The 25,084-nt window shown below is 46.2% G+C and carries 30 protein-coding genes and 2 pseudogenes; 14 read left to right on the top strand and 18 right to left on the bottom strand.

Annotated elements, in window-relative coordinates:
- Window positions 1–59: 59 nt before the first annotated feature.
- Complete coding sequence (locus QUA00_RS22750; protein ID WP_333411209.1) at window positions 60–662, top strand: Uma2 family endonuclease; 603 nt, start codon at window positions 60–62, stop codon at window positions 660–662.
- Between the two features lie 9 nt (window positions 663–671).
- Here QUA00_RS22750 and QUA00_RS22745 read toward each other — a convergent pair.
- From QUA00_RS22745 to QUA00_RS22730, 4 genes and pseudogenes are all read right to left on the bottom strand, one after another.
- A pseudogene (locus tag QUA00_RS22745) lies at window positions 672–866 on the bottom strand (YebC/PmpR family DNA-binding transcriptional regulator); the annotation flags it as partial.
- Window positions 867–916: 50 nt separating this feature from the next.
- The gene (locus QUA00_RS22740; RefSeq protein WP_333411208.1) at window positions 917–3,052 is read right to left on the bottom strand and encodes a restriction endonuclease; all 2,136 of its coding nucleotides are present in this window, start codon (window positions 3,050–3,052) and stop codon (window positions 917–919) included.
- A 125-nt stretch (window positions 3,053–3,177) separates the two neighbouring features.
- On the bottom strand, window positions 3,178–3,945 hold the full coding sequence (locus QUA00_RS22735) for a YebC/PmpR family DNA-binding transcriptional regulator (protein ID WP_333411207.1): 768 nt from the start codon (window positions 3,943–3,945) through the stop codon (window positions 3,178–3,180).
- Between the two features lie 148 nt (window positions 3,946–4,093).
- Complete coding sequence (locus QUA00_RS22730) at window positions 4,094–4,732, bottom strand: histidine phosphatase family protein (RefSeq protein WP_333310868.1); 639 nt, start codon at window positions 4,730–4,732, stop codon at window positions 4,094–4,096.
- Between the two features lie 212 nt (window positions 4,733–4,944).
- On the opposite strand from QUA00_RS22730, the gene QUA00_RS22725 reads away from it, so the two are divergent.
- The 3 genes from QUA00_RS22725 to QUA00_RS22715 all read left to right on the top strand — a co-directional run bounded on the left by QUA00_RS22725 (window position 4,945) and on the right by QUA00_RS22715 (window position 5,913).
- Window positions 4,945–5,232: a hypothetical protein gene (locus QUA00_RS22725; protein ID WP_333310866.1), complete on the top strand. Its 288-nt coding sequence runs from the start codon at window positions 4,945–4,947 to the stop codon at window positions 5,230–5,232.
- 91 nt (window positions 5,233–5,323) lie between these two features.
- Window positions 5,324–5,578 (top strand): hypothetical protein, encoded by a 255-nt coding sequence (locus QUA00_RS22720; protein ID WP_242716968.1) that lies wholly within the window; start codon window positions 5,324–5,326, stop codon window positions 5,576–5,578.
- Window positions 5,578–5,913: a type II toxin-antitoxin system RelE/ParE family toxin gene (locus QUA00_RS22715; protein WP_333141856.1), complete on the top strand. Its 336-nt coding sequence runs from the start codon at window positions 5,578–5,580 to the stop codon at window positions 5,911–5,913. Before QUA00_RS22720 ends, QUA00_RS22715 begins: the two co-directional genes overlap by 1 nt.
- A gap of 71 nt (window positions 5,914–5,984) precedes the next feature.
- On the opposite strand, the gene QUA00_RS22710 is transcribed toward QUA00_RS22715, so the two are convergent.
- The gene (locus QUA00_RS22710) at window positions 5,985–6,674 is read right to left on the bottom strand and encodes a class I SAM-dependent methyltransferase (protein WP_333141858.1); all 690 of its coding nucleotides are present in this window, start codon (window positions 6,672–6,674) and stop codon (window positions 5,985–5,987) included.
- Window positions 6,675–7,007: 333 nt separating this feature from the next.
- Between QUA00_RS22710 and QUA00_RS22705 the strand changes: the two genes are divergently transcribed.
- Entirely contained in the window at window positions 7,008–8,852 is a 1,845-nt protein-coding gene (locus QUA00_RS22705; protein WP_333411206.1) for a polysaccharide biosynthesis/export family protein, read from the top strand.
- Window positions 8,853–9,016: 164 nt separating this feature from the next.
- Here the strand turns inward: QUA00_RS22705 and QUA00_RS22700 are convergent, their stop codons facing one another.
- Both QUA00_RS22700 and QUA00_RS22695 read right to left on the bottom strand, forming a co-directional pair.
- A complete protein-coding gene (locus tag QUA00_RS22700) occupies window positions 9,017–9,415 on the bottom strand; it encodes an SGNH/GDSL hydrolase family protein (RefSeq protein WP_333411205.1) in 399 nt (132 codons plus the stop codon).
- 18 nt (window positions 9,416–9,433) lie between these two features.
- Window positions 9,434–9,715 (bottom strand): hypothetical protein, encoded by a 282-nt coding sequence (locus QUA00_RS22695; protein WP_333411204.1) that lies wholly within the window; start codon window positions 9,713–9,715, stop codon window positions 9,434–9,436.
- Window positions 9,716–9,750: 35 nt separating this feature from the next.
- On the opposite strand from QUA00_RS22695, the gene QUA00_RS22690 reads away from it, so the two are divergent.
- Complete coding sequence (locus tag QUA00_RS22690) at window positions 9,751–9,912, top strand: hypothetical protein (protein ID WP_333411222.1); 162 nt, start codon at window positions 9,751–9,753, stop codon at window positions 9,910–9,912.
- Here the strand turns inward: QUA00_RS22690 and QUA00_RS22685 are convergent.
- Window positions 9,870–11,064, bottom strand: a pseudogene (locus QUA00_RS22685) (RNA-guided endonuclease InsQ/TnpB family protein). The gene QUA00_RS22690 and the pseudogene QUA00_RS22685 sit on opposite strands and share 43 nt — an antisense overlap.
- Before the next feature lie 143 nt (window positions 11,065–11,207).
- Here QUA00_RS22685 and QUA00_RS22680 point away from each other — a divergent pair.
- Together QUA00_RS22680 and QUA00_RS22675 are read left to right on the top strand one after the other, a co-directional pair.
- On the top strand, window positions 11,208–11,405 hold the full coding sequence (locus QUA00_RS22680; protein WP_333411203.1) for a hypothetical protein: 198 nt from the start codon (window positions 11,208–11,210) through the stop codon (window positions 11,403–11,405).
- A gap of 131 nt (window positions 11,406–11,536) precedes the next feature.
- Entirely contained in the window at window positions 11,537–11,995 is a 459-nt protein-coding gene (locus QUA00_RS22675) for a hypothetical protein (RefSeq protein WP_333411202.1), read from the top strand.
- On the opposite strand, the gene larE is transcribed toward QUA00_RS22675, so the two are convergent.
- The 6 genes from larE to fraC form a co-directional block, all read right to left on the bottom strand.
- The gene (gene larE, locus QUA00_RS22670; protein WP_333411201.1) at window positions 11,996–12,823 is read right to left on the bottom strand and encodes an ATP-dependent sacrificial sulfur transferase LarE; all 828 of its coding nucleotides are present in this window, start codon (window positions 12,821–12,823) and stop codon (window positions 11,996–11,998) included.
- Between the two features lie 136 nt (window positions 12,824–12,959).
- Window positions 12,960–13,718 (bottom strand): Uma2 family endonuclease, encoded by a 759-nt coding sequence (locus QUA00_RS22665; RefSeq protein ID WP_333411200.1) that lies wholly within the window; start codon window positions 13,716–13,718, stop codon window positions 12,960–12,962.
- 162 nt (window positions 13,719–13,880) lie between these two features.
- Window positions 13,881–14,654, bottom strand: a complete 774-nt coding sequence (locus tag QUA00_RS22660) for an ABC transporter permease (RefSeq protein WP_333290674.1) — start codon at window positions 14,652–14,654, stop codon at window positions 13,881–13,883.
- A gap of 87 nt (window positions 14,655–14,741) precedes the next feature.
- Entirely contained in the window at window positions 14,742–16,013 is a 1,272-nt protein-coding gene (gene iscB, locus QUA00_RS22655) for an RNA-guided endonuclease IscB (protein ID WP_333411199.1), read from the bottom strand.
- 437 nt (window positions 16,014–16,450) lie between these two features.
- Window positions 16,451–17,449 carry a DUF5357 family protein gene (locus tag QUA00_RS22650; RefSeq protein WP_333411198.1) on the bottom strand — a complete coding sequence of 333 codons (999 nt, stop codon included), beginning with the start codon at window positions 17,447–17,449 and terminating at the stop codon, window positions 16,451–16,453.
- Between the two features lie 5 nt (window positions 17,450–17,454).
- Window positions 17,455–17,973 carry a filament integrity protein FraC gene (gene fraC, locus QUA00_RS22645; protein WP_333142471.1) on the bottom strand — a complete coding sequence of 173 codons (519 nt, stop codon included), beginning with the start codon at window positions 17,971–17,973 and terminating at the stop codon, window positions 17,455–17,457.
- 227 nt (window positions 17,974–18,200) lie between these two features.
- Between fraC and QUA00_RS22640 the strand changes: the two genes are divergently transcribed.
- The 5 genes from QUA00_RS22640 to QUA00_RS22620 all read left to right on the top strand — a co-directional run bounded on the left by QUA00_RS22640 (window position 18,201) and on the right by QUA00_RS22620 (window position 22,679).
- Window positions 18,201–19,334, top strand: a complete 1,134-nt coding sequence (locus tag QUA00_RS22640; RefSeq protein WP_333290677.1) for a cob(I)yrinic acid a,c-diamide adenosyltransferase — start codon at window positions 18,201–18,203, stop codon at window positions 19,332–19,334.
- Between the two features lie 280 nt (window positions 19,335–19,614).
- Window positions 19,615–19,791, top strand: coding sequence for a hypothetical protein (locus tag QUA00_RS22635; RefSeq protein WP_333411197.1), 177 nt, complete (start codon window positions 19,615–19,617; stop codon window positions 19,789–19,791).
- 6 nt (window positions 19,792–19,797) lie between these two features.
- Window positions 19,798–21,765: a calcium-binding protein gene (locus QUA00_RS22630; RefSeq protein ID WP_333411196.1), complete on the top strand. Its 1,968-nt coding sequence runs from the start codon at window positions 19,798–19,800 to the stop codon at window positions 21,763–21,765.
- Window positions 21,766–22,078: 313 nt separating this feature from the next.
- Complete coding sequence (locus tag QUA00_RS22625) at window positions 22,079–22,414, top strand: DUF6883 domain-containing protein (RefSeq protein WP_333142475.1); 336 nt, start codon at window positions 22,079–22,081, stop codon at window positions 22,412–22,414.
- Window positions 22,415–22,424: 10 nt separating this feature from the next.
- Window positions 22,425–22,679: a DUF4926 domain-containing protein gene (locus tag QUA00_RS22620; RefSeq protein WP_333104936.1), complete on the top strand. Its 255-nt coding sequence runs from the start codon at window positions 22,425–22,427 to the stop codon at window positions 22,677–22,679.
- Window positions 22,680–22,814: 135 nt separating this feature from the next.
- Here QUA00_RS22620 and QUA00_RS22615 read toward each other — a convergent pair whose 3' ends face one another.
- The 4 genes from QUA00_RS22615 to petN form a co-directional block, all read right to left on the bottom strand.
- Window positions 22,815–23,003 carry a CsbD family protein gene (locus QUA00_RS22615; RefSeq protein ID WP_333411195.1) on the bottom strand — a complete coding sequence of 63 codons (189 nt, stop codon included), beginning with the start codon at window positions 23,001–23,003 and terminating at the stop codon, window positions 22,815–22,817.
- 365 nt (window positions 23,004–23,368) lie between these two features.
- On the bottom strand, window positions 23,369–23,617 hold the full coding sequence (locus QUA00_RS22610; protein ID WP_333411194.1) for a DUF167 domain-containing protein: 249 nt from the start codon (window positions 23,615–23,617) through the stop codon (window positions 23,369–23,371).
- Window positions 23,614–24,213, bottom strand: coding sequence for a DJ-1/PfpI family protein (locus QUA00_RS22605; protein WP_333411193.1), 600 nt, complete (start codon window positions 24,211–24,213; stop codon window positions 23,614–23,616). The genes QUA00_RS22610 and QUA00_RS22605 overlap by 4 nt, the downstream gene beginning before the upstream one ends.
- A gap of 91 nt (window positions 24,214–24,304) precedes the next feature.
- Window positions 24,305–24,394, bottom strand: coding sequence for a cytochrome b6-f complex subunit PetN (petN, locus tag QUA00_RS22600; protein ID WP_071883976.1), 90 nt, complete (start codon window positions 24,392–24,394; stop codon window positions 24,305–24,307).
- An 82-nt stretch (window positions 24,395–24,476) separates the two neighbouring features.
- Between petN and QUA00_RS22595 the strand changes: the two genes are divergently transcribed.
- The gene (locus QUA00_RS22595) at window positions 24,477–24,956 is read left to right on the top strand and encodes a hypothetical protein (protein WP_333411192.1); all 480 of its coding nucleotides are present in this window, start codon (window positions 24,477–24,479) and stop codon (window positions 24,954–24,956) included.
- The last annotated feature ends 128 nt before the right edge of the window (window positions 24,957–25,084 follow it).

The following is a 25,084-nucleotide window of genomic DNA, read 5'->3' as shown; positions in this document are numbered from 1 at the left end:
AGCTAAGATATGATAAGCTCAAGGTATTCTATCACCCCTGCACCAACTGAGGAAAAACCATGACGACGCTGCTAATCCAAACCGAAAGCGTCCCACTGACGGTCAATTTCCCTGCGATCCAATCGATGACTGTTGAACAGTTCTATGAATTCTGTATAGTTAATCGCGATTTAAGAATTGAGCGTACTGCCAGTGGGGAAGTCATTATCATGTCACCAGCCTTTTCAGATACAGGGAATCGCAACATTAAAATTGCTCAGCAACTTGCGAACTGGGCAGAAGAAGATGGCACAGGTGAAACGTTTGACTCCAGTGCAGGCTTTACCTTGCCGAATGGAGCAACCCGATCCCCCGATGCCTCATGGATTAAACTAGAGCGCTGGAATGCCTTAACTGAAGAAGAAAAAGCCTCATTCGCACCGATTTGTCCAGACTTTGTGATTGAATTGCGGTCTGCTAGTGACGCTCTCAAGGGATTGCAAAACAAGATGCAAGAATATATTGAGAACGGTGTATCACTCGGCTTTTTGCTCGATCGCAAAAACAGAAAAGTCTACATCTACCGTCCCGATTGCGAACCTGAAATCTTAGATAATCCTGAAACGGTCAGCGGCGAGCCAGAGTTACCGGGATTTGTCTTGCGGATGGCAAAAATCTGGTGATTTAGATCGTTACGCCATACTCAAAGACATCAATTCATCGCTCATTTCAAAATTCGCCGTCACACTTTGCACGTCATCCAAATCTTCGAGTGCATCCATTAACTTAAGGAGCGATCGAGCTTTTTCAGGAGTGTATATTTCCACTGTATTGCTGGGAATCCAGCGATTTTCCGACTGCAAAACTGCCAAGTTTTTGTGTTTCAAATGACACTCCCCGCTCTTTCAGAGACTGGGATTCTTGGTTCATAGATACCTTATTTTTTAGCTCGAATCACTAAATCAATTAACTGTTCTCTTCCCCAGAGTTGTACCCCATTCGCTTGAGCCAGTTTATGAGCATTGGATGTAAACATACTGTTTGTAATAACGATCGCATCTTGCGCCCCGTAATACTTAACCGCACTAACCACTTCTTGCACGGCGGAATTTCCCACTTTTCCTTGATAGCGTTTTGCCTGGACAACGGTTTTCTTGCGGGCTTTAGAGAGAATCAAGTCCGCACCAAAATCCCCCGTTTTGGGTGTCATTTCGACCGCATAACCGAGATTGCGGAAACAGCAGGCTAAAAATTCCTCAAACTCTTCTCCAGTCATGCGATCGACCTGATCGATTAAATACCCAATCTCTGCCACTTCTAACCGCGTAGAACCTGCTAAAATCTGCTTGAATTTTTTCAGCAGAATTGCACTCAACTTAGTAGAAGGAGAATGAGAAGATAAGGGAGGCGCTTGTGATTCAGTATCTATTAAATTCGCAATCTTTGGCACGTCTAATCGCCCAGCAACTTTTATGATTTTTTGGAAATTTTGCAGCATACTCGAAGTCAAATTATTAGTAGAAGGAGAATCAGAAGATAAAGAGGGAATTTGTGACTCAGCTTGGACTTCAGTTTGTGCTTCAGTGGCTTCCGATACCCCATCCTCGATCGAAGTTTGCTGGGCTGGCTTTTGAGCTTGCTTTCTTTTGCTCAAAACAGCCCGTTGAATTGTCAGCCAAATTTTCCCCTCTTGTTGATTAATTTCACCGTCAGCCTCGATGATCTCAGTGCATCGCTTTAAAAGTGGTTCGGCAAAGTCAAGTTCGAGTTGTGCGAGTAAAATATCCAACTTGGGAAGCAATTTAGACTTATTTGTCACAGCTTCAATCTCAGCTAAAGTCCTGGGATTTAAATTCGCCGCTCGTAATTCCGGTAATAACTCATCCCATCGGGTGAATTTTTTGCTGGCATAGACGACATACACCAAAATCCAATCCATCACCGTTTCTTGTGCGATCGCTGTCTCTAAATATTGCTCACTTTCCGCTTGCAATACCTCTTGTAAATCTCCGAGCTTGGTTTCGATTTCCGAGGAATCGAGATGCGCTTCATAAAACCGACAAGCACCGTATCCCAGCGCGTAAATCATTGTCGCACTGGCGCTAGCATTAATTACCGCACCCGCCAAGGGAATATTGCTGACAAGCGTAACTCCAGCTTCGATAGCTAAATTGCTACCCAAGGACAAACCAAAAATAGCGACAACTTCTGCTTTGCGATCGCTCGATCGCAAATCCATGCCATAGGCTGCAGCAATTTGATAAACCAACTCGGCAGATAACGCCGTCATTGCCGCTAAATCCATGCCAGACAACGCCAAAGCCACGCCGGGAACTAAACTGCTCACCAAGCCACTTCCTGCCGCTAGCAAGGCTTTTTCCACCATCAAGTGATGTGCGATCTCTTCGGGTTTCTCGTGAGGATATTGGCGCTGTAACTCTCGAACTTGCGCCTCGGCATTTACCACATCAACAGCATCTATAGCATTAACTAACCAGTCGATTTTGAAATTTTGGGTCAGTTTTTTCAGGATAGGACTCTGCGAAATAAAAACTAGGGATGAACCAAAAAAATTGGGAACTTGCATTGCTGCACTTCCCGCACTCGCCGCTGCATTCCCCACCGCACTCGCGGTATTAACAAAAATCGCACTTCCAGCACTGACGGCGGCATTCCCCACCGCACTCGCCGTATCAACAATCGCACTTCCAGCAGTGCCCGCGGCATTCCCCACCGCACTCGCCGTATCAACAATCGCACTTCCAGCACTCGCCGCCGCACTCCCCACCGCACTCGCCGTATCAACAATCGCACTTCCAGCACTCGCCGCCGCACTCCCCACCGCACTCGCGCTTGCAGAGACGGCTCCGAAAACGGAACCGAACCAATTGGATGTATCCTCTGGTTTAGCCGGCACCTCCGATTTGGCTCGATCCTTGGTTTCTGAGACTTCGGTTGCTGAGAGAACTTCTTGTGAGTGGGTGCTGTCTTTTTTGCTTTCGTTGTCTAGCATGGCTTTACTGTGGGTGGAGATTTTCAATGCAGCTTTTTCAGCAATTCCTTGGATTGACACTCCCCCCTCGCATACAGATGGGGATTCGTTTCCTGGTAATAGTGTAGCGCGATCGTCCCGCTGGCGATTTTTCGTCTTTTGCAGCAGTGACAGCAGGACGATCCCGATCCCTCATTTTTCAACCATTAAACCATGATCGAAGACATCAATTCATCTGTCATTTCAAAATTAGCTGTCACACTTTGCACGTCGTCCAAATCTTCCAGTGCATCCATTAACTTCAAGAGCGATCGAGCTTTTTCAGGAGTGTCTATTTCCACTGTATTGCTCGGAATCCAGCGATTTTCCGACTGCAAAACAGCAAAACTTTTTTGTTTCAAAACATCAGCCAAGTGTTCCAAATTAGCCACACTTGTAAATACCTCTGCACCTTCAGTATCCTCATCAATTAATATCAAATCATAAGATTCGGCAGCCGCCTCTAGCGACGCTTCAAACAATTGTTCCTCATCAATAGGGCCGCGTACCGTACAAACCCCTTTGTGGTCAAACATCCAGCCCACACAACCAGTTTCGCCCAGGTTGCCGCCATTTTTAGTAAAAGCTTCTCGCAAGTCAGCCGCTGTGCGGTTGCGATTGTCTGTCAGCGCTTCAATCAGAATAGCAACCCCGCCAATGCCGTAACCTTCGTAGCGAATAGCTTCTAAATCCGAACTTCCTCCCGCCAAGCCGGCACCTTTGGCGATCGCCCTTTCTATGTTTTCATTAGGAATATCCGCCGCCTTGGCTTTTTCAATAGCCGTCCGCAGTTGAAAATTGCCAGCGGGATCGGGAACTCCACTGCGGGCCGCGACAATAATTTCGCGAGATATTCTAGCAAAAACCTTGCCTTTAACGGCATCAACTCTAGCTTTTTGGCGTTTAATATTCGCCCACTTACTGTGTCCAGCCATACCTATTTGAGATTTTCGATTTAAAATGTGCGATCGAGATTAAACAATAACACCCAGATTCGGACAAATCAGATTAACGTAGGGTGCTCTTCTGCCGCGCACCTTACACACATAGCATAAAATGCAATTTTTCGCACGAATCTCAACTTTAATTAAACCGGATCGCGGTTTCAGAGTCAGTCAGGTGAGAAGTATCGCCATTAAGTGCGATCGACCATTCTCCCTCACCCCGCACCACTTTCACCAAACAGCACAAAGAAGCGTTAATTTCCGTTTCAACACAGCCAGCCAGCCCGATCGCAGTTCCTAAAACCGACGCACCGTGACCTACCAATAACATATCTTCGGGAAACTCAGCCGCGAGGCGTTTAGCAGTTTCCCCCGCCCTTTTGAGACAAGCTTCCCCAGTTTCGGGATAATTAGCAATACCGCCTTTGTAGGAAGCATCAATCCTGGGAAAGCGCCTGCACAAAGCTTCGACGGACTCAGTTTCCGGCATTTCTGGCATCCATTCAGGATTCAGCCATTCGCACAGTCCCCACTCTAGTTTAATTGACAAATCGAGAGCTTCGGCCGCATGATTTGCTGTTTGGACAGTTCGCAGAAAAGGGGAAGCAAAAATATGAGAAATTCCTTCTCCTTTGAGGCGATTGGCGAGTTGTTTAGCTTGAACGTGACCGTCTTCGGAAAGGTGGGGGTCATAGGGGCGTTCTGCGGTGAGAAACCAGTCGGGGTTAACGAAGTCGATGCGGTTTCCGTGTCGTGCGATCCAGACTGTTTGTGGCATGAGTTGCTTTGAGTTTTGCTTCTAGGTGTAATATTATATCAAATATTAGTCATTAGTCATCAGTCACGAGTCATTTTTTTAAGTATTAACTAATTTTACGACCGTTAATAAAATACAAAAGTCTTTAATTAATTTTACCGCAACTGTGCGTGATATTGTACGCAATTATTTGACACGGCGCTAAAATTAAACCAGTCACTCTGTATTGTCCAATGGCTCAATCTATAAAGCAACTCCACGCCCAAATTCAAGCCATGCCCAGCGATTCGGTTAAGGCGATCGTGCTTTCATGGCTGAATCAGTCCAACGGTATTTATCTCAGCGACTTTGAACGCCTAATAGCAGAAATTGGCGAGGAAACGGAGGGATATCAGTGGGGAGAAATTGACACAGAAAACGAGTTTCAACCCCTCAGCGAAGAAGAAACGATCGCCCAGAGTCTCGCAGCCTTGCAAGATTACCCGACAAACAAGACGGGCCGAAGAGCACGATCGGGTTAAGCAATGGGCAGATAGTCTAGGGAGCGATCGTTTTGGCTACCTATGCCAAAATAAAGTTAGAAAATAAAGTTAACCATTCATCATAACTTTTATGACTCTTACACTCACCTTACCCCCCCAAATCGAAGCACTGCTGCGCCAACGGGCGGAAAGTACAGGACAAGATATCACCAGCGTTACCCTAGCTGTTATCGCGTTCGGACTTAGCTTTGATGAAAGCGATTTCTTCGAGGCATTAGAAGGGATTCAACGCGGACTTGATGACTTCGATCGGGGTCAGTTTTCTACTCTGGAAGAGTTTGTCGATAGACAAAACCAGAAATACGGACTTTCTTTGGAAGCATAATGTATCGCATTGACTTTTCTAGTACAGCTCAATCTGAAGCTGATGCAGCGTTTCTGAACTTTTCCCAATTCACGACTCCCGAACGCGCTCAAGCATGGTATCAGGGCCTGATTAAAGCGATTTCCTCACTCCAAGAAATGCCGCGTCGTTGTGTTTTAGCCCGTGAAAACGCATTTTTCAGCCAAGAGATTCGCCAGCTTCTGTATGGAAGTGGTAAAAACACGTATCCCATACTCTTCACTATTTTTGACGATCAACCCATACCAACGGTGAGGATTATCCACATTCGCCATGCAGTCCAGCGTGCGATTGGCGAACCCCAAGATGAGGCATGACCTTATGCTTAGCTTATCTAATTTTTTTGAAATAAGCGATCGCAAATTGCCATGCCCTCCGCAGCCGCGAATTACATTCGCCCCCTAACTCGCAGCATCTTATTCCCGCCTTTTTGAAACTCATAAGGAGCCTCTTGAATTTCTACACTAAAATTTCTCTTTTTCAATTCGGCGACGATCGGATTTAAGTGATCGGATTCTTCCCCGCTAAAACTCTGCAATAGAGGAAAGACGCGGACTTCCTTCGCAACCCGACACATTTCTGTAATTGCTGATCGATGAAATTCTTCGGAAAGCAGGTGAGAATAAGCAAATAAGAAATGGCTGCACAAAGCTAAATCGAATTGACCGTTCTCGAAAGGCAAAACTGGCAGCTCAGCATTAATGTAGCGGCCTTGCTGCAAGCCAGATGGAAAATCTTCTAAAAATTCCTGCATCGCCTTCATTCGCACTTCGCCTAGCTGGTAGGGCGATTCAAAATTATTCCACAGGTAGCCGTCTAAATTGGCTTTAACACCGTCAATCACAGTTTGATATGTTTCTTGGATGCGATCGCCAATTTCCACCGCAGTAAACTGATAAACTGGATCGCAAGAAATTACCTTTTTACCTTGGCGAGTCATTTCGGCATTGAAACTCGCCGGGCCGCCTGCACAATCAAGGATTGCTAGTTTGAGGTCACTTGATGTCAAGCTAAACATTCCTATGTATTCATCCAAGCAGCGTCCCCAGGGAATTACTTTATCCAATTTTAGTGACACTTGTCTTTGTCCCGCAGATATAATTATCTAATATTTTACCTCAAATCAGGGCGGTTTTTTCCTATCTCCTTTCTGTGGCGGGTTGATTTGTATCCCGAGTTATGTGTGAAAAATTTTGCTCAAACGAGATCCTAATCCTGAGAACAGTTGGCGGGCTTTACAGTTTCTTTACAAACAAGGGGCAAAATAGTTAAGTGCGATCGCACAATTTTTATGATTCCACCTGTGGATTTTGCAGCGAAGCGAGGCTACACTGGACAGCAGGGAAAATAAACTAAAATCCACTAGCTAAATTGCTCTTGTTCAATGGCAGGCTGCAACCAGGAAAGAAAGATGAAACATACCATTCAAACCGCTACAAGTCTGAGTTTGTCAGCACTCCTGGTGCTATTGAGTTCGCTGCCCAGTATAGCTCAGTTGCCTGCCGTCAGAACTCCTGCAGGCACTCCTAACCCAAACAGGCCGAGAGTACCGCCGCCGCCACCTGCGGGTTCGGGTTTGCCGGCGAGCGGCAATTCTGGTTCGCTGACGCAAGAAGCAGCTTATACTTTAGGGTCGGGCGATCGCATTGCTTTAGAGATATTCGGCGTCCCTGAATTCAGCAGAGAATATCAAGTGTTAGTTGACGGGACGCTCAATTTGCCAATCATTCGCAGCGTCTCAATTCAAGGGTTGACGCTGGAACAAGCCGCTAACGTAATTACCAGGCGATACGAACCCTTCATCAATGTTCCCGTTGTTACCGTGACTCTGATGGTCGCTCGCCCCCTAAATATAGGTCTTGCAGGTGAAGTTACTCGCCCGGGTTCCTACAAGATTAATCCCACTAGAGAAGGAGGAGGAGTAAAATTCCCGACTTTGATGGAAATGCTGCAACTTGCAAAAGGGGTGACATCAGCAGGAGATATGCGAAATGTCCAAATTCGCCGTCCCCGCAGAGGCGGGCCGGAGCAAGTTACTACTGTTGATTTGCAGGATTTTTTAGAGACGGGAAATTTGCGTCAAGACGTTACCATTCGAGATGGAGATACAATTTTTGTACCGACAGCAAGTGCCCTTAATACTGAAGAAGTCCGTCAAAGAGCCAGTGCTAATTTTTCCGCTGATATTACTCAACCAATTGGCGTGGTAATTGTCGGGGAAGTAAACCGGCCGGGGCCTTATACTGTATTTGCTTCGGATGTGCGATCGAGCAACCAACAAACAGAGTTGAGTTTTGTATCTATCGACCAACAGCAAGGAGCTGTTGTGGGCTTACCAACGATAACTAGAGCATTGAAAATTGCTGGTGGTATCACTACAGAAGCTGACATTCGCCGAGTGCAAATCCGCCGCCGAGTCAGAGGGGGCAACGAACAAACTATCATGGTAAATCTGTGGGATTTGCTGCAAAGAGGCGACGCAACTCAAGATATTTTGCTGCAAGAAGGAGATAGCGTAATTATCCCGACAGCAGCTACTGTAGACTTAGCTGAAGTTTCTCAAGTCGCAAATAGCAGTTTTTCTCCGAACGCGATTAGCATCAATATTGTAGGAGAAGTAATTAGGCCTGGGGCTTTGGAGGTGCGGCCTAGTACATCCCTGCACCAAGCTTTGCTGACCGCAGGCAGTTTCAATCAATTGCGGGCTAAAAAAGACAAGGTAGAACTATTGCGATTGAACCCCAACGGTACTGTTTCTCGCCGCACCATCGAGGTGGATTTTGCTCAAGGGTTGAATCCTAATAATAACCCTACTCTCCGCAACAACGATGTGATTCTGGTAGCGCGATCGGGCTATGCTAGGGTAGCAGACAATATAAACAGATTCTTGCAGCCCATAACAGGAGTAGCAAGTGGCATTAGCACGGTTAGCGGCGTTCTTACGGGGTTTCAAGCAACTATCAACGCTTTTCAAAACTTATTTTTGGGAGGGGATTTCGAGCGGCAAAATCAGCTCAGACAGCTTCGCGAACAACGTGAAGACAGACAAGAGCAACGTCAAGACAGACTGCTAGACAGAGAGCTCCAACGTGAAGACAGACAGCGGCAAGCTGAAGACAGACGCTTGCAACTGGAAGACAGACAGCGGCAAATCGATCTGCAAAATCGGCAACTTCAGATTCAGCAGCAGCAACTTCAACTTCAGAATCAGCAGCCGCAGCAAATGCAGCCACAAACTACGACAACTACTCCTTGATATCTAGTCAGGTAAAATAACCCTTATAAGTTTGTAGTGAGGACTTCAGTCCTCCCTGCAAAAAAGATGATTGGGGTCGTTGAGTTCAAAACACACGATTAAAGTCCGCAAGGAATTTAACCTAATAATTTAAACACATATTATCTCATAAAAATTGCGAGTTGTTAAGTGATAATTAAAATATTTAACAAAAGTTTTCTGTATATATCTAAACCTTTAGCATTGAGGTGAACACCGTCAATTGTTAAATCTGCATTGAGAGCTGATTCCTTAAACAATGCTTGTATGCCTTGAGATTCAACAGGAACATTTTCGGCCACAGCTACTCTCTCGATCAGAACATTAATTTCGTCAACTCTTGCAATCGTTCCTGCTACTTTAGGATTGTAACTGGCGGCAAGTGTGGAGTAAAAAGCAGGAATGAGAATGATTTGTTTAGTGCCGAGAGATCGCATCACGGCGATCGCCTGTTTCAAATTGCTGACAAACTGCTCGTCGCTAATGCCGTACATAGCATCATTTGTACCGATCGCCAAAATCGATTTTTCGCAGGTAAACCGCAAAGGAACTACCAGCTTAAGCTATTCTAGCAGGGAAACTGTACTCATTCCGCCGATCGCAAAATTAAAGTTTTGTTCGCCCAAAGAATCGCCGAGGGCCGAGGAAATAGAATCGCCCCACACACAGCCTTGATATTGCCGGTCTTTAATTTGTTGTACCTGATTGTACACAGCAACTTGCCACCACAGTGCAGAACTAACTGTATCACCCGAAGGTTGCGGGTTAGCTAACACGCGAAAGGGGATGTACGCCGACAACAACAAAGTCAAGAGGACGGAAATCAACTTAAATTTAACTTTCATAAAACTTGCTACTACTCTTGCTGCTAGTTTAGTTTATGCTATTGCTTGAATTCGTGGGCGATGTCACGAGTATTATCCCCCAGATTATTCAACCCTACATATATCAAACTGAGGTGTTGACACTCCTCGGCCTGAAGGCACGAGGATTCTTGGATCAGCCAGTCGATTTGCTCATTGATGCTGCCATCAAAGAGTAGAGATCGGTCTGTCCCCCAGCGTGAATTCCGGTGTGCCCCACCGTATTTAAATTGATTCCTGCTTGCTTCAACCCTTTGACCAAAATGTTGCGAGCCGCATTGTGGTCGCGATCTAGTATCGTTCCACAACTACAAATATGGGTTCGAGTTGACAGTGTTTTCTTGACCAAGTTGCCACAGTTTGAACAGTTTTGCGAAGTGTATTGGGGAGCTACAGCAATAACTGTTTTGCCATACACTTTCCCAAAATACTCCAAATAATGATCAAGTTTGTGACCAAGCTGCATCGCTAATTGATTTGGCAAGCTTGTGGTTTTTCACCATGTTCCGAACCTGAAGGTCTTCGTAGGCTACAAAATCGTTAGATTTTACCGCGCACAACGCCGTTTTGATGGCGAAGTCTTTACGCTGCCTACTGACTTTTAGATGTTTTCTTCCTAACTTGTTAATCGCTTTTTTCCGGTTCTTAGAACCTTTCTTTTTCCGAGAAACTCGTTTCTGCGCTCTCTTCAAAGCTTTTTCGCTTTTTCTGAGATACCGAGGGTTTGCGACTGTTTCGCCGTTGCTATTAGTATAGAAGTGGCTTAACCCAACGTCTATCCCAATAGCCTTGCCAGTCGGAACAAGTTCCTCTTTTCGCTCAACGTTGACACAAAATTGGGCGTAGTACCCATCGGCGCGGCGTACAATTCTAATTCGCTTAATCTCACCAGGCGCATAAAAATGCAAATCTCGACTGCCGATTAACTTGAATTTCCCAGCAGCAAAGCCGTCTTTAAATGTTAGACATTTCTTGTCGGTGGAAAGCTCCCATCCAGAAGTTTTGTATTCAACAGAACGGGTATGTTTCTTGAACTGCGGGTAGCCTTTTTTTCCAGGTTTCTTAGCTTTGCAATTAGCAAAAAAACGTTGGATAGCAAAAATGGCACGTTCAGCGGAAGCCTGACGTGCCATTGAATTAAGCTTGCCTGCCCATTCAAATTCTTTCGCCATAACAGCGCATTGCTTGTACAGGTCTACGAGTTTAATTCCTTGATTATCTACCCAGTATCTAAGAGTTTTATTTCGGACAAATTGAGCCGTCCGAATCATGTCATCAATGATTCGATATTGCTCCGCTTTGCCTTTCAATTTAAACTCTAATACTATCATTGCAATAGTTTATCACTTTTGCGAAAACTTTTACTTTCAAGTCTGTATATTTAACAAGACTTCATATTCCTTGTAATTAAAGCCGTCCTATAAGGACGGGGCTTTAGACCCAGTTTCTTGGTAAAATAATTCAGGACTTATATATGTCTAAACCAGTTGACTGGACAGTTGGCATTCCCGCTAGGACACTTATAGCCGTCGGAACCCTAGTCAGCGGCCGATTTCCTCTAGATGGAGGTGGTGCCAGAAACTTACTCTACCGCATGGATGGCAATAACATTACCAGCTATATCGTCTACGATGACAGTGGACGGGCAATTAAGCGAGTAGACTTGACATGAAGGGCTCATGCAAATGTGCCGACACCTCACGCCGTTGAATACAAACACAACCAAAACTCAGGAGGAGACATTTTCGTGCAAGCTGAGAAAACAGTTAGGCCAGTTAGATTGGATGAAATACCCTAGAAATTATGTCCCTCAAACAACTATCCTTGAATGCAGATAAACTAATCGATTTCCAGCAATGGAAAAAAGCCAACGGCGATGATTTCTCGCTTTGGGATTATCTTTTTGGAGCAGCTAACATTGAAATTGCCATAGCTTTCACAAAACTATTCTGGCCAGATTTTGTCGAACATGAAGGCGGTATCTTTTTGTCCGAAGCCTTTAACAGTCAAATATACGAACAGTGGAAAATCGAGCTGGGGAATGATGTCGCCGGAATTGAACAGGTGATGAACCACCAGCACGTTGATGACATTCTCCCCGGTGCCCAAAACGCTAGCACTGACAATTTATTGTATTTGGGACAAGCATTAGCTCAGATGTGGGAAAGTCGCCTAAAATCGCTTTATCCTCAGCGCCGTTTTCAAGTTAAATGCGATCGGGACGAACACACGGTGGTAGTGACTTTTTTTCAAGACAATTAATCAACCTTTCGCCCCCAACAACTCCTGCTGCAAAACCTGATTTAATTTGCCGCTGCGAAACCCCTCCAAATCCAAAGTCGCGTACACAAAACCAAACTCCTGAAACACCGCCACCAATGTAGGCAAATCCGTATTTAGCACAAACTCCTGAATCTCCTCTGCGGGTAACTCAATCCGCGCCGTATCTCCGTCCGATCGCACTCGCAAATTTTTCAGTCCCAACTGCCGCAAATAGCGTTCGGCGCGCCCCACTCTTTGCAACTTTCCAACGGTGATTTCTTCGCCGTAAGGAAAGCGCGAACTCAAACAAGGTTGAGCCGGTTTGTCCCACCAAGGCAAACCCAATTCTTTTGCCAATTGCCGCACTTCCAATTTAGTCATGCCTACTTCTGCTAAGGGCGATCGGGCGCCCCGTTCCTTCGCAGCCTGAATTCCGGGACGATAATCCTTTAAATCGTCACCATTAACCCCATCAACCACATAAGGATAACCCTTTGCTAGTGCTAGCGGTTTCAGAGTATCGTGCAGTTCGCTTTTGCAGAAATAGCAGCGGTTAACCGGGTTAGAAGTGTAATTTGGATTTGCCATTTCCTGAGTTTGTACTTCTTGGTGGGCAATCCCAATTTCTGCTGCTTGAATGCGCGCATCTTCTAAATCTTCTGGCAGTAAAGACGGCGAAACAGCCGTCACTGCCAAAGCGCGATCGCCCAACACATCAAAAGCGATTTTTGCTACCAAAGTGCTGTCAATTCCGCCGGAGTAGGCAATCAAAGCCCGTTCCATCTGTGCGAAAATATCTTTTAATTGTTCGAGTTTTTCTACTAACATAATTTCAACTTTTTGTTACAAACAGAGAAGTAAGAAAGCAAACTCAAGAAAGAAGGATGAAGAAAGCATATCTCGATCGGGTTCTCTTCTTCCCTCGAACCGGTTCCTTCTTCCAACGGACATCGGACTTCTAATGCTATTCGGGCTCGATACCGAGGGCTGCCAATCGAGCCAAAAGCTCTGGATTTCGCAGCGTCTCGGCTAACTCTTTGTGTTGCTGTTGGCGATCGGCCCGTTGACGTTCATTTTCTGCCCTTTCTTCCGGCCACAAAAGCAACTCGCCCGCCGTCCACCAGCGCAGCCAATATCCCGTTCTACCTTCGCGAGTTCCCTGCCACACTCCCAAAAATAAATTTAATCCAGGTATTAAATAACGACCGTTTTCATCAGAATTTTGATTTTCATAACGATCTGATTCAAGCGCATAAACTTCTATTCTGCCTGTATTCTGTCGAAAAATGACATAGCGAGGAACTTTAATTACTTGTTCGTAAAAAAACCACTTGCCGATTTCTTCTGTGTGTTCTACCGAGTATTCATCGCCGTAAGTAGCTGATAGAAATTCCATCACTACAAAAGGGACAGTTCCTTCGGTATGAGGCGTGTAACTGCGGCGGGGATAGTTGTGAGCCCAAGGTTCAACCGGCTGCACGTACATCCAGTCTGGGGCTTTGCAAATAGTGCGATCGTCCACAGCAGCGCACAAAGCAAAATTAGAAACTATGAGTGCGTCTTGCATTAGTTCCGGGGAATCCACTACAGACTGGCGCAAACCGTTAGCTAGCAAGGGATGGTCTATATCGTCTACAGGGTCGTCTGGTAGGATGAAATCATCGGGTAGCAGAGGCCAAGTAATCTTGAGCTGGGATATCGGTTTGTGAATTACAGTAGTCATAAGTCACCTAATTTTACCAATAAAAGTTTGAGTTTTAGTCGAGATTGCTGAGCGATAACCTTCTCTATATCTTAGCGCGCTAAGTCGATAATAAAATTGGTTTGTAGTAAGGACTTTAGTCCTCACTACAAACAATTAGCCTGAAGTTACGGAAGGCTGCTTTTAAAATTCCCGGCGGGAAAATATGGCGATCGCAATTGACAACAGCAGCACCACATACAGCAAACCGTAGCCAGCATCTGTAATCAAACCTGCCAAGTAAGGAACTTGTCCGTAAACAGCATCGTTTCTCAAATTGAATCTGGCTAAATCCGGCAAAACCAGATAAAGTCCCATCATCAATTGTTCAAGGCCAGGATTTTTAGTTAACTTGCCCAAAGCCACTAAATCCCGCGTCGAATGTCCCATCAAATAAACGCCAAATGTCAGTAAAGTTGCCAACAGCGAACTGCTAAAAACCCCAAATAAAATCCCGACACCAGCCATCAGACACAGCTCAAACCAGATAAACAGGGAAGCGATTAAAATGCTTTCCAAAGGGAAAGGAATGCGGCTCAAACTCAGAATAGCCAGATAGATAACAGTCATTGCTGCTACAAGCACGGCCAGCACCGCCGACAGCCCTAAGTGCTTGCCCACAATTAACTCAGCCCGACTTATCGGCTTGGCAACTAACAGATAAACAGTCCGCTTTTCAATTTCTTTGTTGACCAATCCGGTAGCCACAAAGACTGTGGCAATTAAACCGAGAATGCTCATAGCAGCCAAACCGACATCTAAGATAATTTTCTTCTCGGTTGTCGCCGCCAATTCCGGTATCAACCGTACCGAGGCTCCCATCAACAGAGCAAAAATAATAATTAAGTAAAGGATGCGATCGCGAATTACTTCCCAAAATACATTGGTCGCGACTGTCAAAATTCTTCTCAAATTCATAAAAAAATTCGGTAACTGGGAAACTCAGCGACTTCAGTCCTGAGAGGGAAACGACCCGGCGATTTCAATCGCCTTGAATCTTCAAATTCACAATGAGTAACTGTAGCCATCTTTGTGGTGAACAATTTTGCAGTATTTATGGCTAATCCCTTGCACCAATTCTGATGCCGAGATATTGAACGAACCCGTCGATCTAACCGCAACCCGACCAACATATTCACCTATTTTTTTGCCACTGGTAACGACTGCTTTTACAATGTCGCCGGTTTGAAAACCTTTGACAAACTTGTTTCTCGGAACGTACCGAGATGGGAAGCCAAAGTTGTCTGTGCGGCACATTTGACGAGTTCCGTGTCCAGTCGCCTTGATTAGCAATGGTTTACTCGTTACTACAGACAATGATTCAAGTTGACCGACACAAGCAGCATCAAGCCAATGAGTTTTAGGTAGTTGCAGTCGAGTACGATTAAACTTGGTCAGTCCACCTGAACCAGTTAAGACGGGCAACCCCGTTTCTTTCAGTCGAGAGAACAACGCCCATCGAGTCGAATTCACAGCAGCAGCATCCTTAAGCGGACGTTTTGCTTGTGCAAGAATGTGCTTCAAGATGTCAGGTTTCTTGACTAAAAATTGCTCAACATCTTGAGTGCCTTTCTTCTGGTTGCACTTCTCGCAAGCAAGGCAGAGATTAGAAATTCGATTGCTTCCACCTTTAGCTTTTGGATGAATGTGTTCAACTTGCAAAGGTACATTTTCAGTGTCGCAGTAAGCACATTTTCTGTTCCATTTGTTGAGTAGATATTCACGAACTTCGTAACCTTGTAGTTCGCCTTGTTGGTACTCAACGCCGGAGATATCAGGATTTTCTAGTTGTTGTAGGTCAAATCTGACAAGCTCTTGAACGATCAAACTGATTGGTGCAAGTCTGCGTAATTTGTTAACCCAAGTTAGGGTGGTTTCTACCCGGTGCTGCAAGGATGGTGCTAACCAACCTTTTTGGCGGGTACGGTTTAAAAACCTTGCTTGGCGGTAGCGAGTATGACGGTTTCGTCTTCCTCGACGCAGTGCGCGACGGGAATCAAGACTTGCTTTGATGGCTTGACCTCGATGAGTTAGTTCAGCGCCAAAAATTACTTTCTCACCTTCTAGTAAAGCGATGCCAGTAGTTTTAGAACCTGGATCTAACTTGAGACTAATTGATTCAATAGTTGCTGTTACCACCTTTTTGAGAATAATTGTGAAGGGGAACCTTCTAAAAACAGCCGCTTTACGGGCAGTTAACAACTTGTGAGCCATTGACGGCTTACAAGGTGTTAGTGGTCTTTTGTTTGTATCGAGTACGAAAATAAAGTTGGACATTGTTGCGTCCCTCCACTTGCGTGTAATGTTAGCTTCGCCAATGTTATAAAAGCTTTTTAAACCTGCAACACTGCCTCAGTGACTTTAAGACTGTTTAATTGCAGATGACAGAGCAGGGAACTAGCTTCGCATTCGCATGGTGTCGTGACTTGAATAACGTAGATTTCAAGAATCTTAGGCTGGTCAGCATAGCTTGCTCGATTTCTCTTGCAAGCTCAGTGGCTTTAGCCCTGAGTTACTGACCTAGTTATTAACCCGCTGGAAACTTTCGCCATACTTTAGTGTAAGGAAGAAGGAAGAAGGAAGAAGGAAGAGGGAAGAGGGAAGAAGGAAGAGAGAAGAGGGAAGAAGGAAGAAGGAGGATTTTTTCGATCTCAGACTCTCAGACTCTCCCACTCTCCCGCTATACCGATCGCAATTAGTTAACAGAGACAGAATCACACTTGACTGTCTCCCGCAGTTCCATCTTTTTTCTGTCCGGGTTGAGAGCGTTTGATGGCATCGCAGGTTACAGTCGCCCTATTGGCTATCTGGAACACCTCGCAAGATTTGGTAAACGAATATATTTCCGGTCTAAAAACCAGCCCCAGCCAAGTGGCCTGCATATCTAACTGATAGCGGGACTCTCCTTGGACGATCGAAGTTTTGACATCCCAGCTAGCATCTTCTGGGACTATCCCAGTTGTTTTTAAGGCTTGATTCCGCAGAAAAAATCGCTCGTTGTCAATATCTATTAACATTTGCTCTACTTGCGCCCACGGTTTTGTGCGGGCTTCATTTCGCAGGTATCCCTCCATTGCATTGAGGATGACAACTCCTCGGGAGCGATTAATAGTTGGCCGTTGAAATGTCACCACATAATCGCTTTGCCTTAAATCCTGAGATAAAACGCTCGGATACTGTTGTATCCAACCTTGAATTAAAAAGTGAAAAGCAAACCAACAGGAAAACAGCACGTGAACTAGAGTAATCATCAAAAACTGAGGACGCACCAACGACCTGATACCTTCCCGTTTTGACTCGCTATTCCAAATCTCTATTGTAGCAAGAACTACTACTGCTATAAGTGGGCCGGATATCCATGCTATTTCCTTCCTATCCGACGGCAATCTTACCAGCAACCACAAGCCAATTAAGATGCTTGTCACCCACGGACTCAGACTTACTCCTTTAATCACAAAAGGTTGCTGGCTGGTCAGCAAACCCATTGAAAGTGTAAAAAATAACCAGCTCATATCAAAAAGCAGAGTTCTCGTCCGCCAGTCAGTGACTGCCGCCACTGTCAGCAAAGCTAAAAAGATGCTGAGTAGTAAAGGAGTCTTCCAGTGAACAACTTTAGGCGGAATCATCGCCTTTTGGATTTTTTTATTGGTTTCCCAAAGGTTGTTCGTCAGCTTAGTGAGTTGCTGAGTGACATCTAAAAATTGCTTCATCATAAATTTCAATAGACGCTTTGCAAAAACAACACGGTTAAAATAACGATATTGCTAACAGTGTGGGCGATTAAAATTCCCCCAAACTGGGTAGTTACTTGAAAAGTTTTTTTGGGAGGACGGCGGGTGAGGGTTGGTGGTCCTAAAAACTGAGGTTTGGAAGCTTTTTTATTGCCTGAAACCATGTTTTCTATGAATTCTAATCCCTGCCATTTAGCTAGAAAGGTGACGGCTAATACTGAGAGTGCTATCATAGTTATGGGAGCGTAAACATTATCCCCACGTCCTAATAAGATATAACCGATAAGCTGTTCCCGCAATTCTTTGCTAAGAACGCTTTCAATGCCGAAGAAAACTAACCAGCCTACGCAAGTGCAAGAGAGATTGAGGATGGCTGTATATTCAATGCTGGTTTTGGGGCCGAGTTTAAGTAGTTTTTGCAAAAACCACGATTCGATCGCGATCGCCAAAAACATAATTAAAATTTGCACCAAAACAGTCCGAAATGGGAAAACACTCGCAATCATAAGCCTTTAGGTATATCAGTCCGTGTTGAATTTTAATTGTACAGCACAAACGGAATAATCTTAACCGGAGGTTTGAGCACCTGATTGCGTTAGATCGCGACTTAAAAAATTGGGGGTTAGGACTTATCGTATAATCTGTTGAGATCCGCCAACAGAATGGAAAAATTAGACATTCAAGGCGCGCGATCGAATACCCACCCCGATACAGACTCAAACAACTGCTGATTATGGTAAGGAATGGCATTGGTATTCGGACAGCCTCATCCCGGTCGGAACGCGCCGCAGGTCAGATTCACGTCTACGACGGCGCTGGTAAAGGCAAGTCTCAGGCAGCTTTGGGAGTAGTGTTGCGCTCGATCGGGCTGGGTATCAATTCAGACTCGCCCACGCGAGTCTTGTTGCTGCGCTTTCTCAAAGGCCCCGGCCGCTCCTACGACGAAGACGGGGCAATAGAAGCCTTGCAACGGGCATTTCCGCACTTAATCGACCAAGTGCGTACCGGCCGTGCCGAATATTTTGGGGCCGAAGCAATCACCCGCTTCGATCGCGCCGAAGCTCAGCGAGGCTGGGATATCGCCAAAGGAGCGATCGCAAGCTCGCTCTATTCCGTCGTGGTACTAGACGAACTAAACCCGGTATTGGACTTGGGTTTGCTGCCAGTTGACGAAGTAGTCCAAACCCTCAAAAACAAACCAGAATATTTAGAAGTCATCGCCACAGGGCGAGCGGCCCCCGAAGCTTTGCTGGAGATTGCCGACTTACACTCAGAAATGAAGCCCCACTATAACCCCGCAGCGGCAGAGCATCATATTTCCGGTATCGAAATATACACCGGAGCGGGAAAAGGCAAGTCTACGAGCGCTTTGGGCAAAGCTTTGCAGGCAATAGGTAGGGGTATCAGTCAAGACCAATCTCACCGGGTGTTAATCGTGCAATGGCTCAAAGGTGGCACCGGTTATACAGAAGATGCGGCGATCGCAGCTTTGCGCCAAAGCTACCCGCAGCTAGTAGATCACCAGCGGTGCGGCCGAGATGCTATAGTTTGGCGGGGGCAACAGCAAGAGCTAGACTGCATCGAAGCAGAACGCGGCTGGGAAATCGCCAAATGTGCGATCGCCAGCGGCTGGTACAAAACGATTATTCTCGACGAACTCAATCCCACAGTAGACTTAGAACTGCTGCCGGTAGAGCCGATCGTCGAAGCCCTGCTACGCAAGCCGCGGGATACAGAAATTATTATCACCGGGCGCTGCCACAAACCCCACGCTTACTTTGACTTGGCAAGCGTACACTCCGAGGTATACTGTCACAAACACTACGGCGATCGGGGCGTAGAACTAAAGCGGGGCGTAGACTTTTAAAGCCCGGAGCGGTACTCGGTTCAATCCGGGTCAGAATTATTAAATGACGGCCCTGCCTGGAAAACCGGAAATTGCCACAAAGCCTTGTTACCAAGTAACAAATCTCCCAATTTCCCTTGTCTTCCCGATCACCCAGATCAGCCTTTTTTAATCTTTAATTTCCTCCCCCGGACGCGATCCCCGACCGCCAATCCAGAATGGAACATTAAGAATATGAGCCGCGTCTTATAGAGCGTGAGCACCTGAGACAGTGCACCAGGATTATTAAAGGGTGAAGACATTGAATATAAAAGCTTACAAGCAAAAAATCCGCGAGGGAGAAAGTCTAGACAGGGTTAACACCAGTAGGCTAGACTTGCGGCTGGCAAACAGGTTAAACTACAGCGGAATCCAAACATTCGGTGTTCTAGGCAGTGTCTGTAGTCGCACCAGCGATGACCAACAAGTAGAGGAGTGAAGCTTTATGACAACGTTAACTGACAATTCCGATCAAACTAATTTAAACACTCCGGGACTGGGCCCGGATACAATCTTCGCTGGAGCGGGGGCGGATTTAATTACAACTTCTACCCTCGGCGGCAGTTTAATATTTGGCCAAGGGGATAACGATACTCTGACTTCCGTCGGCCCGAACGATACACTGTACGGCGGCAACGACGAAGATTCATTAGTAGCCCAGCGCGAGCGGGCTTTTCTGCATGGCGACGCAGGCAGTGACACCGTAGTCGCTCAAAGCCGGAATACGACCCTGTACGGCGGTGCGGGAGAAGACTTGCTCCAAGGTACAGTCGATGGCAACCTCATGTTTGGTAATGAGGGTACTGATACGATGCTCGGAGGCGCCCTCGGAAGAGACTCCCTCTACGGGGGCAAGGACAATGACTCCCTCGGCTTCTTCATCTCCGGCGGCGGCAACAACCTCGGTCTTCCCGTCGGCGGCAGCGCCGGTGGCAATGCAGGTAGCAACTACTTGCGGGGGGACCTTGGCGCCGACTACGTTGTAGGTATCAATCAAAAAGATACTCTGTTCGGCGGTAAAGACAACGACACACTGTACGGTGTGGCCAGCAACAGCTATCTGTCGGGCGACCTTGACAACGATACTTTAGTCATTCGCAACACTAGCCAGCCGAACCAGTTTGCTCTAGGCAGCTTCGTCACCATTGGCGTTGAGAAAACCACCTTGCTCGGCGGTGCCGGCAACGATTCTCTCGTCGGCGGTATCGCCGAGTTTGGCGCCGGCAAAAACTTCTTCGACGGCGGCGACGGCAACGACACGATCAGGGTTTTTGCTACCCAGGATACCGCGTTGGGAGGTGTCGGCGACGACTTCATCACGTCAGGAACGACGGTGAATGTAACTTTGAGCGGAGGTGCCCAGAGTTCATTTGGAGGCTTCGCGGGTCGCAACTTGCTCGACGGCGGAGTGGGCAATGACACGATCGTCGCTGCCTTCTCCAGCGATTCGATGATCGGCGGCGAAGGCAACGACAGCCTGAGCGGTACATTTACTAATGCAGTCGGTGGAGATGGCAACGATACTATCAATGCTACCGCTGCCATTTTTGGTAATGCTACTGGTACTGCTTTGATTACTCTCGAAGGCGCGCTGGGCGGCGATCTGTTAATTGGCTACACCAATCCTACTACTGCCAGCAGCTTCACCGTCACCAACCTCTTTAACGGTGGCGAGGGAAGTGACACCCTGATCTTTGGCAGCGATCGCGATAGCCTGATTGGCAACGCTGCCGGTAACGACTTCATCTCCTACGCTAGCAGCGTCACCTTTAGCGGCACAGTCGCCAACTTGATTACCGATACCTTAGGCAGCAACTTCATTACTGGTGGCAACGGCACTGATGTGATCACTACGGGTAACGGGGATGACGTCCTATTCGGCGACTCATCCAACGCAACATTGGGGGACGATACCTTAAATTCCGGCGCCGGAAACGACACCCTGCTGGGCGGCTTTGGAAACGACTATTTGATCGGCGGCGACGGTAACGACTCTCTCGGCGGCGGGCCTGGTGCTGACACGCTGATTGGCGGATCGGGTAATGACAGCTTCTACTACAACAACTTCGGTGAGGGCGCCGATGGTACTAACCCAGACCAAATCGGCGATTTTACGATCGGCCAAGACAAGTTTATCTTCCAAATCAATGGCTCCAACGGCTTCCCCAACTTGAGGGGAGTGCAAAATACGAATCGACTTTCTTCGCAGGCGTTCTTGGCGCTTGAGAGTGGGCAGTACAACGGCAGTTTTGGTCCAGCCGGGGCGGGCCCGTCAGATCCGTTCGTCTTTTATGAAAATGAAACCGGACGACTAGGATATGACTCTAACGGTCTTGCTGCTGATGGAGTAGTTACGCTGGCAAATCTAAATGGCAGACCGGGCATTACGGCTGCTGACATTACCCTGATTTAATTTGGGTAAAAGTGGGTGGAGTCGATTCTGAAACATCGCCCTACCAACTCTCAAAACTAATTGTGCTATGTTTCGAGCTGGGGATATCCATCCCTGGCTTTTTTGTGGGCATTGGGAATTGGGCATCGGGGATAGGGCATTGGGCATTGGGCATTGAAAGGAAGGGCAGATTCACCGATCCATTTTGCCACCCATCAATAATGTTGATAAACCAGCCACCCAGCTCAAAGACGATATAATTGACATTTGAGTAAAAGTCGATTATCGTAGCAGACTAATATTCTCTTTTGTCCTTCAAAAACAGTTATTAATAGTGAAACTGCCCAATGGTCATCTAGCAGATTTAGGCAATAAAATAGAAGAATATTCTCTAAATCCGAATCATCAAGAAGGAAAAAATAAAGCTGTTTTGTTTGCCAGTAAGTTAGGCATTACCCTAAAAAATGCTGAAATGCTCAAACAGGCTTTAAAAGAAGCTGCTATCAACGAAGATGTTGTTATTCAAAAAAACAATGAATACGGAACACATTACAACATGAAATTCTTGCTGAAAACCGAAGTAGGTGAATCTCTGATTCTAGCAGCTTGGATCGTCCGCTTAGGTGAAAGTTTCCCCAGATTAACAAGTTGTTATCCCGTCAAAAAGTGAGGTAAAAACAATGAAAACAATTAAAGACCTAGATATTGTTGCTTTAACTGAAGATTTAGAAGCCACCCATTTTGAAACAAAACAAATCATTAAATTATATAAAGGACAAGTAGGAACAGTTGTGATGGAATTTGATGGCAGTGCTTTTGAGGTAGAATTCTCTCATCAAGATGGCACAACTTATGCAATGGAAACAATTCCAGCCACAAAATTAATGCTTTTGCACTATGAATTACTAGAATCTGTAGGGGTAGTTAGCCGATGAATTTTGCCACTAATAATCGTTGGTAAAACCCGCCCCAAGATATTGGTACAAATGATTTAGGCTAATTATAAAAAATCCCGAAAACGATATGTTTGCGGGATTTAGTAGGCAGGAAACTTGTAGGGAATACTGTTATTAAGCTCGGTCTACAATCTCTTTTGCTTTATCTTTGAGGTCTTCTTTCAGGTGAATTGCTGATGCTTCATCCTGCTTGGATTGACCTTCTAATTTATCTTTTTGATTGCCTGTAACTTCGCTAACAGCTTCTTGGATTTTGCCTTCAATATTCTTCGCTGTTGCTTCGACTCTATTTTCAATGTTCATAATTTTTTATTCTAACTCTACAACTATTAATATATGATTTTAAAGTTGAGTCTAAATCCATCTTTAGATAGATTTGCTGTTAACTTTATAGATATCCGGTAGGGAGACGGCACCGTGCCCATAGGTGTCAACTTAAGCTCAAACCAAGTTACAGATTGCTGTTTGACTATTAAGGCCAGATCCCCCCGGCGCCTAGGGCGGGCACGGGGGCACCGCCCCTACGAAGGGGGGGACAGGAAGCCTCTTTAAGTCAACCCCTACTCCCCTTCTTAAGGGGGATTTAGGGGGATCTAGACTCGACTATTAGCGAGATTTCTCAAGGGTTTTAGTCTTAAGTTGACACGACGAAAGGCACTGCCGTGTCCCTACGGAGAGATAGAAGTTGCAGGTTCGATCGCAACTTCGACAAGTTTATTTTTCGAGGAAAGACCTGATTTAATGCCGATCGCAGATTTCGGCACTTTAAACTTTTTGGCCAACAGCATGATTAATTCTTGGTTTGCTTTACCATCAACGGGCGGCGACTTGAGATGTATTGTGAGGCTGCCGTCGGGTTGCTCTTCGATGCTTTGCTGTTTGGAATTAGGTTTAACTTTGACTGTGAAAATAGTCATACTTCGACTTTCTCTGAATGTTCGATCTTCGTTCCCAAAACTTTCAGGAATTCAGCTAGCCAGTTAGGATGTGCTGGCCACGCGGGGGCGGTGACTAAATTGCCATCGACTACGGCTTCGGTAACGGGAACTTCTGTATATTTGCCGCCGGCCCGGAGTACGTCCGGGCTGCAAGCCGGGTATGCGGTGCAGCGTTTGCCTTCGAGTACGCCGGCGGCGGTTAGAACCTGTAAGCCGTGACAAATAGATGCGATCGGCTTTTTGCTGTTGGCAAAGTAGCGGGTAATTTGCAGCACTTGTTCGTTGAGGCGGATGTATTCTGGGGCGCGTCCTCCGGGGATAACCAAAGCGTCGTAGTCGGCGGGGTTGATTTCGTCAAAAGTTGCGTTTAAAGTGAAGTTGTGACCGGGTTTTTCGCTGTAGGTTTGATCGCCTTCAAAGTCGTGAATTGCGGTGCGAATTGTTTGACCCGCGGCTTTGTCCGGGCAGACGGCGTGGACGGTGTGACCTACCATTTGCAGTGCTTGGAAAGGTACCATTACTTCGTAGTCTTCTACAAAGTCGCCGACTAACATTAATATTTTTTTTGCTGTCATGTTTCCAACTCCTGTTATTTTGATTTGGTTAAATAGGATGAAAAAAAATGCGGGGCCGTTAAAAAGCTGGCCCCGCAAGCTATTCTGGAATCTAGAAACCGTTGCGTCCCCAAATGACCATTGAAATTGAGAAGGAGAACAGAACTAGCACCGAAACCCAACCGAGTGACAAAATATCCATAGCTATTTATTGAACAAACTGTACAAAGTGACTCCAACCCCTATGATAAGTCAATTTGAGCCATTTTTGAAATGAGGGCGCTGTGAAGGATTCGTCAAATTTTAGTGCGGCTGAACGGGTAGAATCTTTGAAGGCAGGGACGGTTGCTGGTTTGTCTTGTTTGCTGGCTTTTGGGGCGATCGCCCTTGGTAATAGCTTAATTCTAGCGGATAGGTTGGATTCTCTGGCGAGTTTGCAGGTAAGGGAAATTGACCTAAATTTTGCCGCCCGAGGCACGATCGCACTTTTGGGCGGTTTTTTGTTCGGCGTGACTTACCGCTATGCGATTCGCCGAGATGTTAACCCGCAGCTTAAATCTGGTGCGGTGTTGGCTTTTGGGTTGGTGCGGGCTTTTGGACAGTTGGATGCTGGATTGTTTTTTGAATCCGGGAAGATGCCCGCCCTACAGGAGTTATTGCCGTTTGCGGTTCGCGGTGTCGAGAGTGTGGTGTTGTTTGCGATCGCGGCTTTGGTTTTGGATTGGGCGATCGGGCGATCGTGGATTAAGCCTTTTGATTCTTGAGATTTGCCGTTGGTTGGGGACAGGTTTACGATCGCCCTCCGTCAAAAACTTGTAGATACTGTCTTGACCTGTCAAGGGGTAGCAGTCAAATAATTGGGGTCGAAAGGCTTTTGGGATTTTAAAATCCC

Source organism: Microcoleus sp. T2B6 (genome assembly GCF_036700475.1).
Classification (GTDB): domain Bacteria; phylum Cyanobacteriota; class Cyanobacteriia; order Cyanobacteriales; family Microcoleaceae; genus Microcoleus.
Note: the sequence above shows the minus strand (reverse complement) of the source record. Positions and strands in the feature narration are given on the sequence as shown.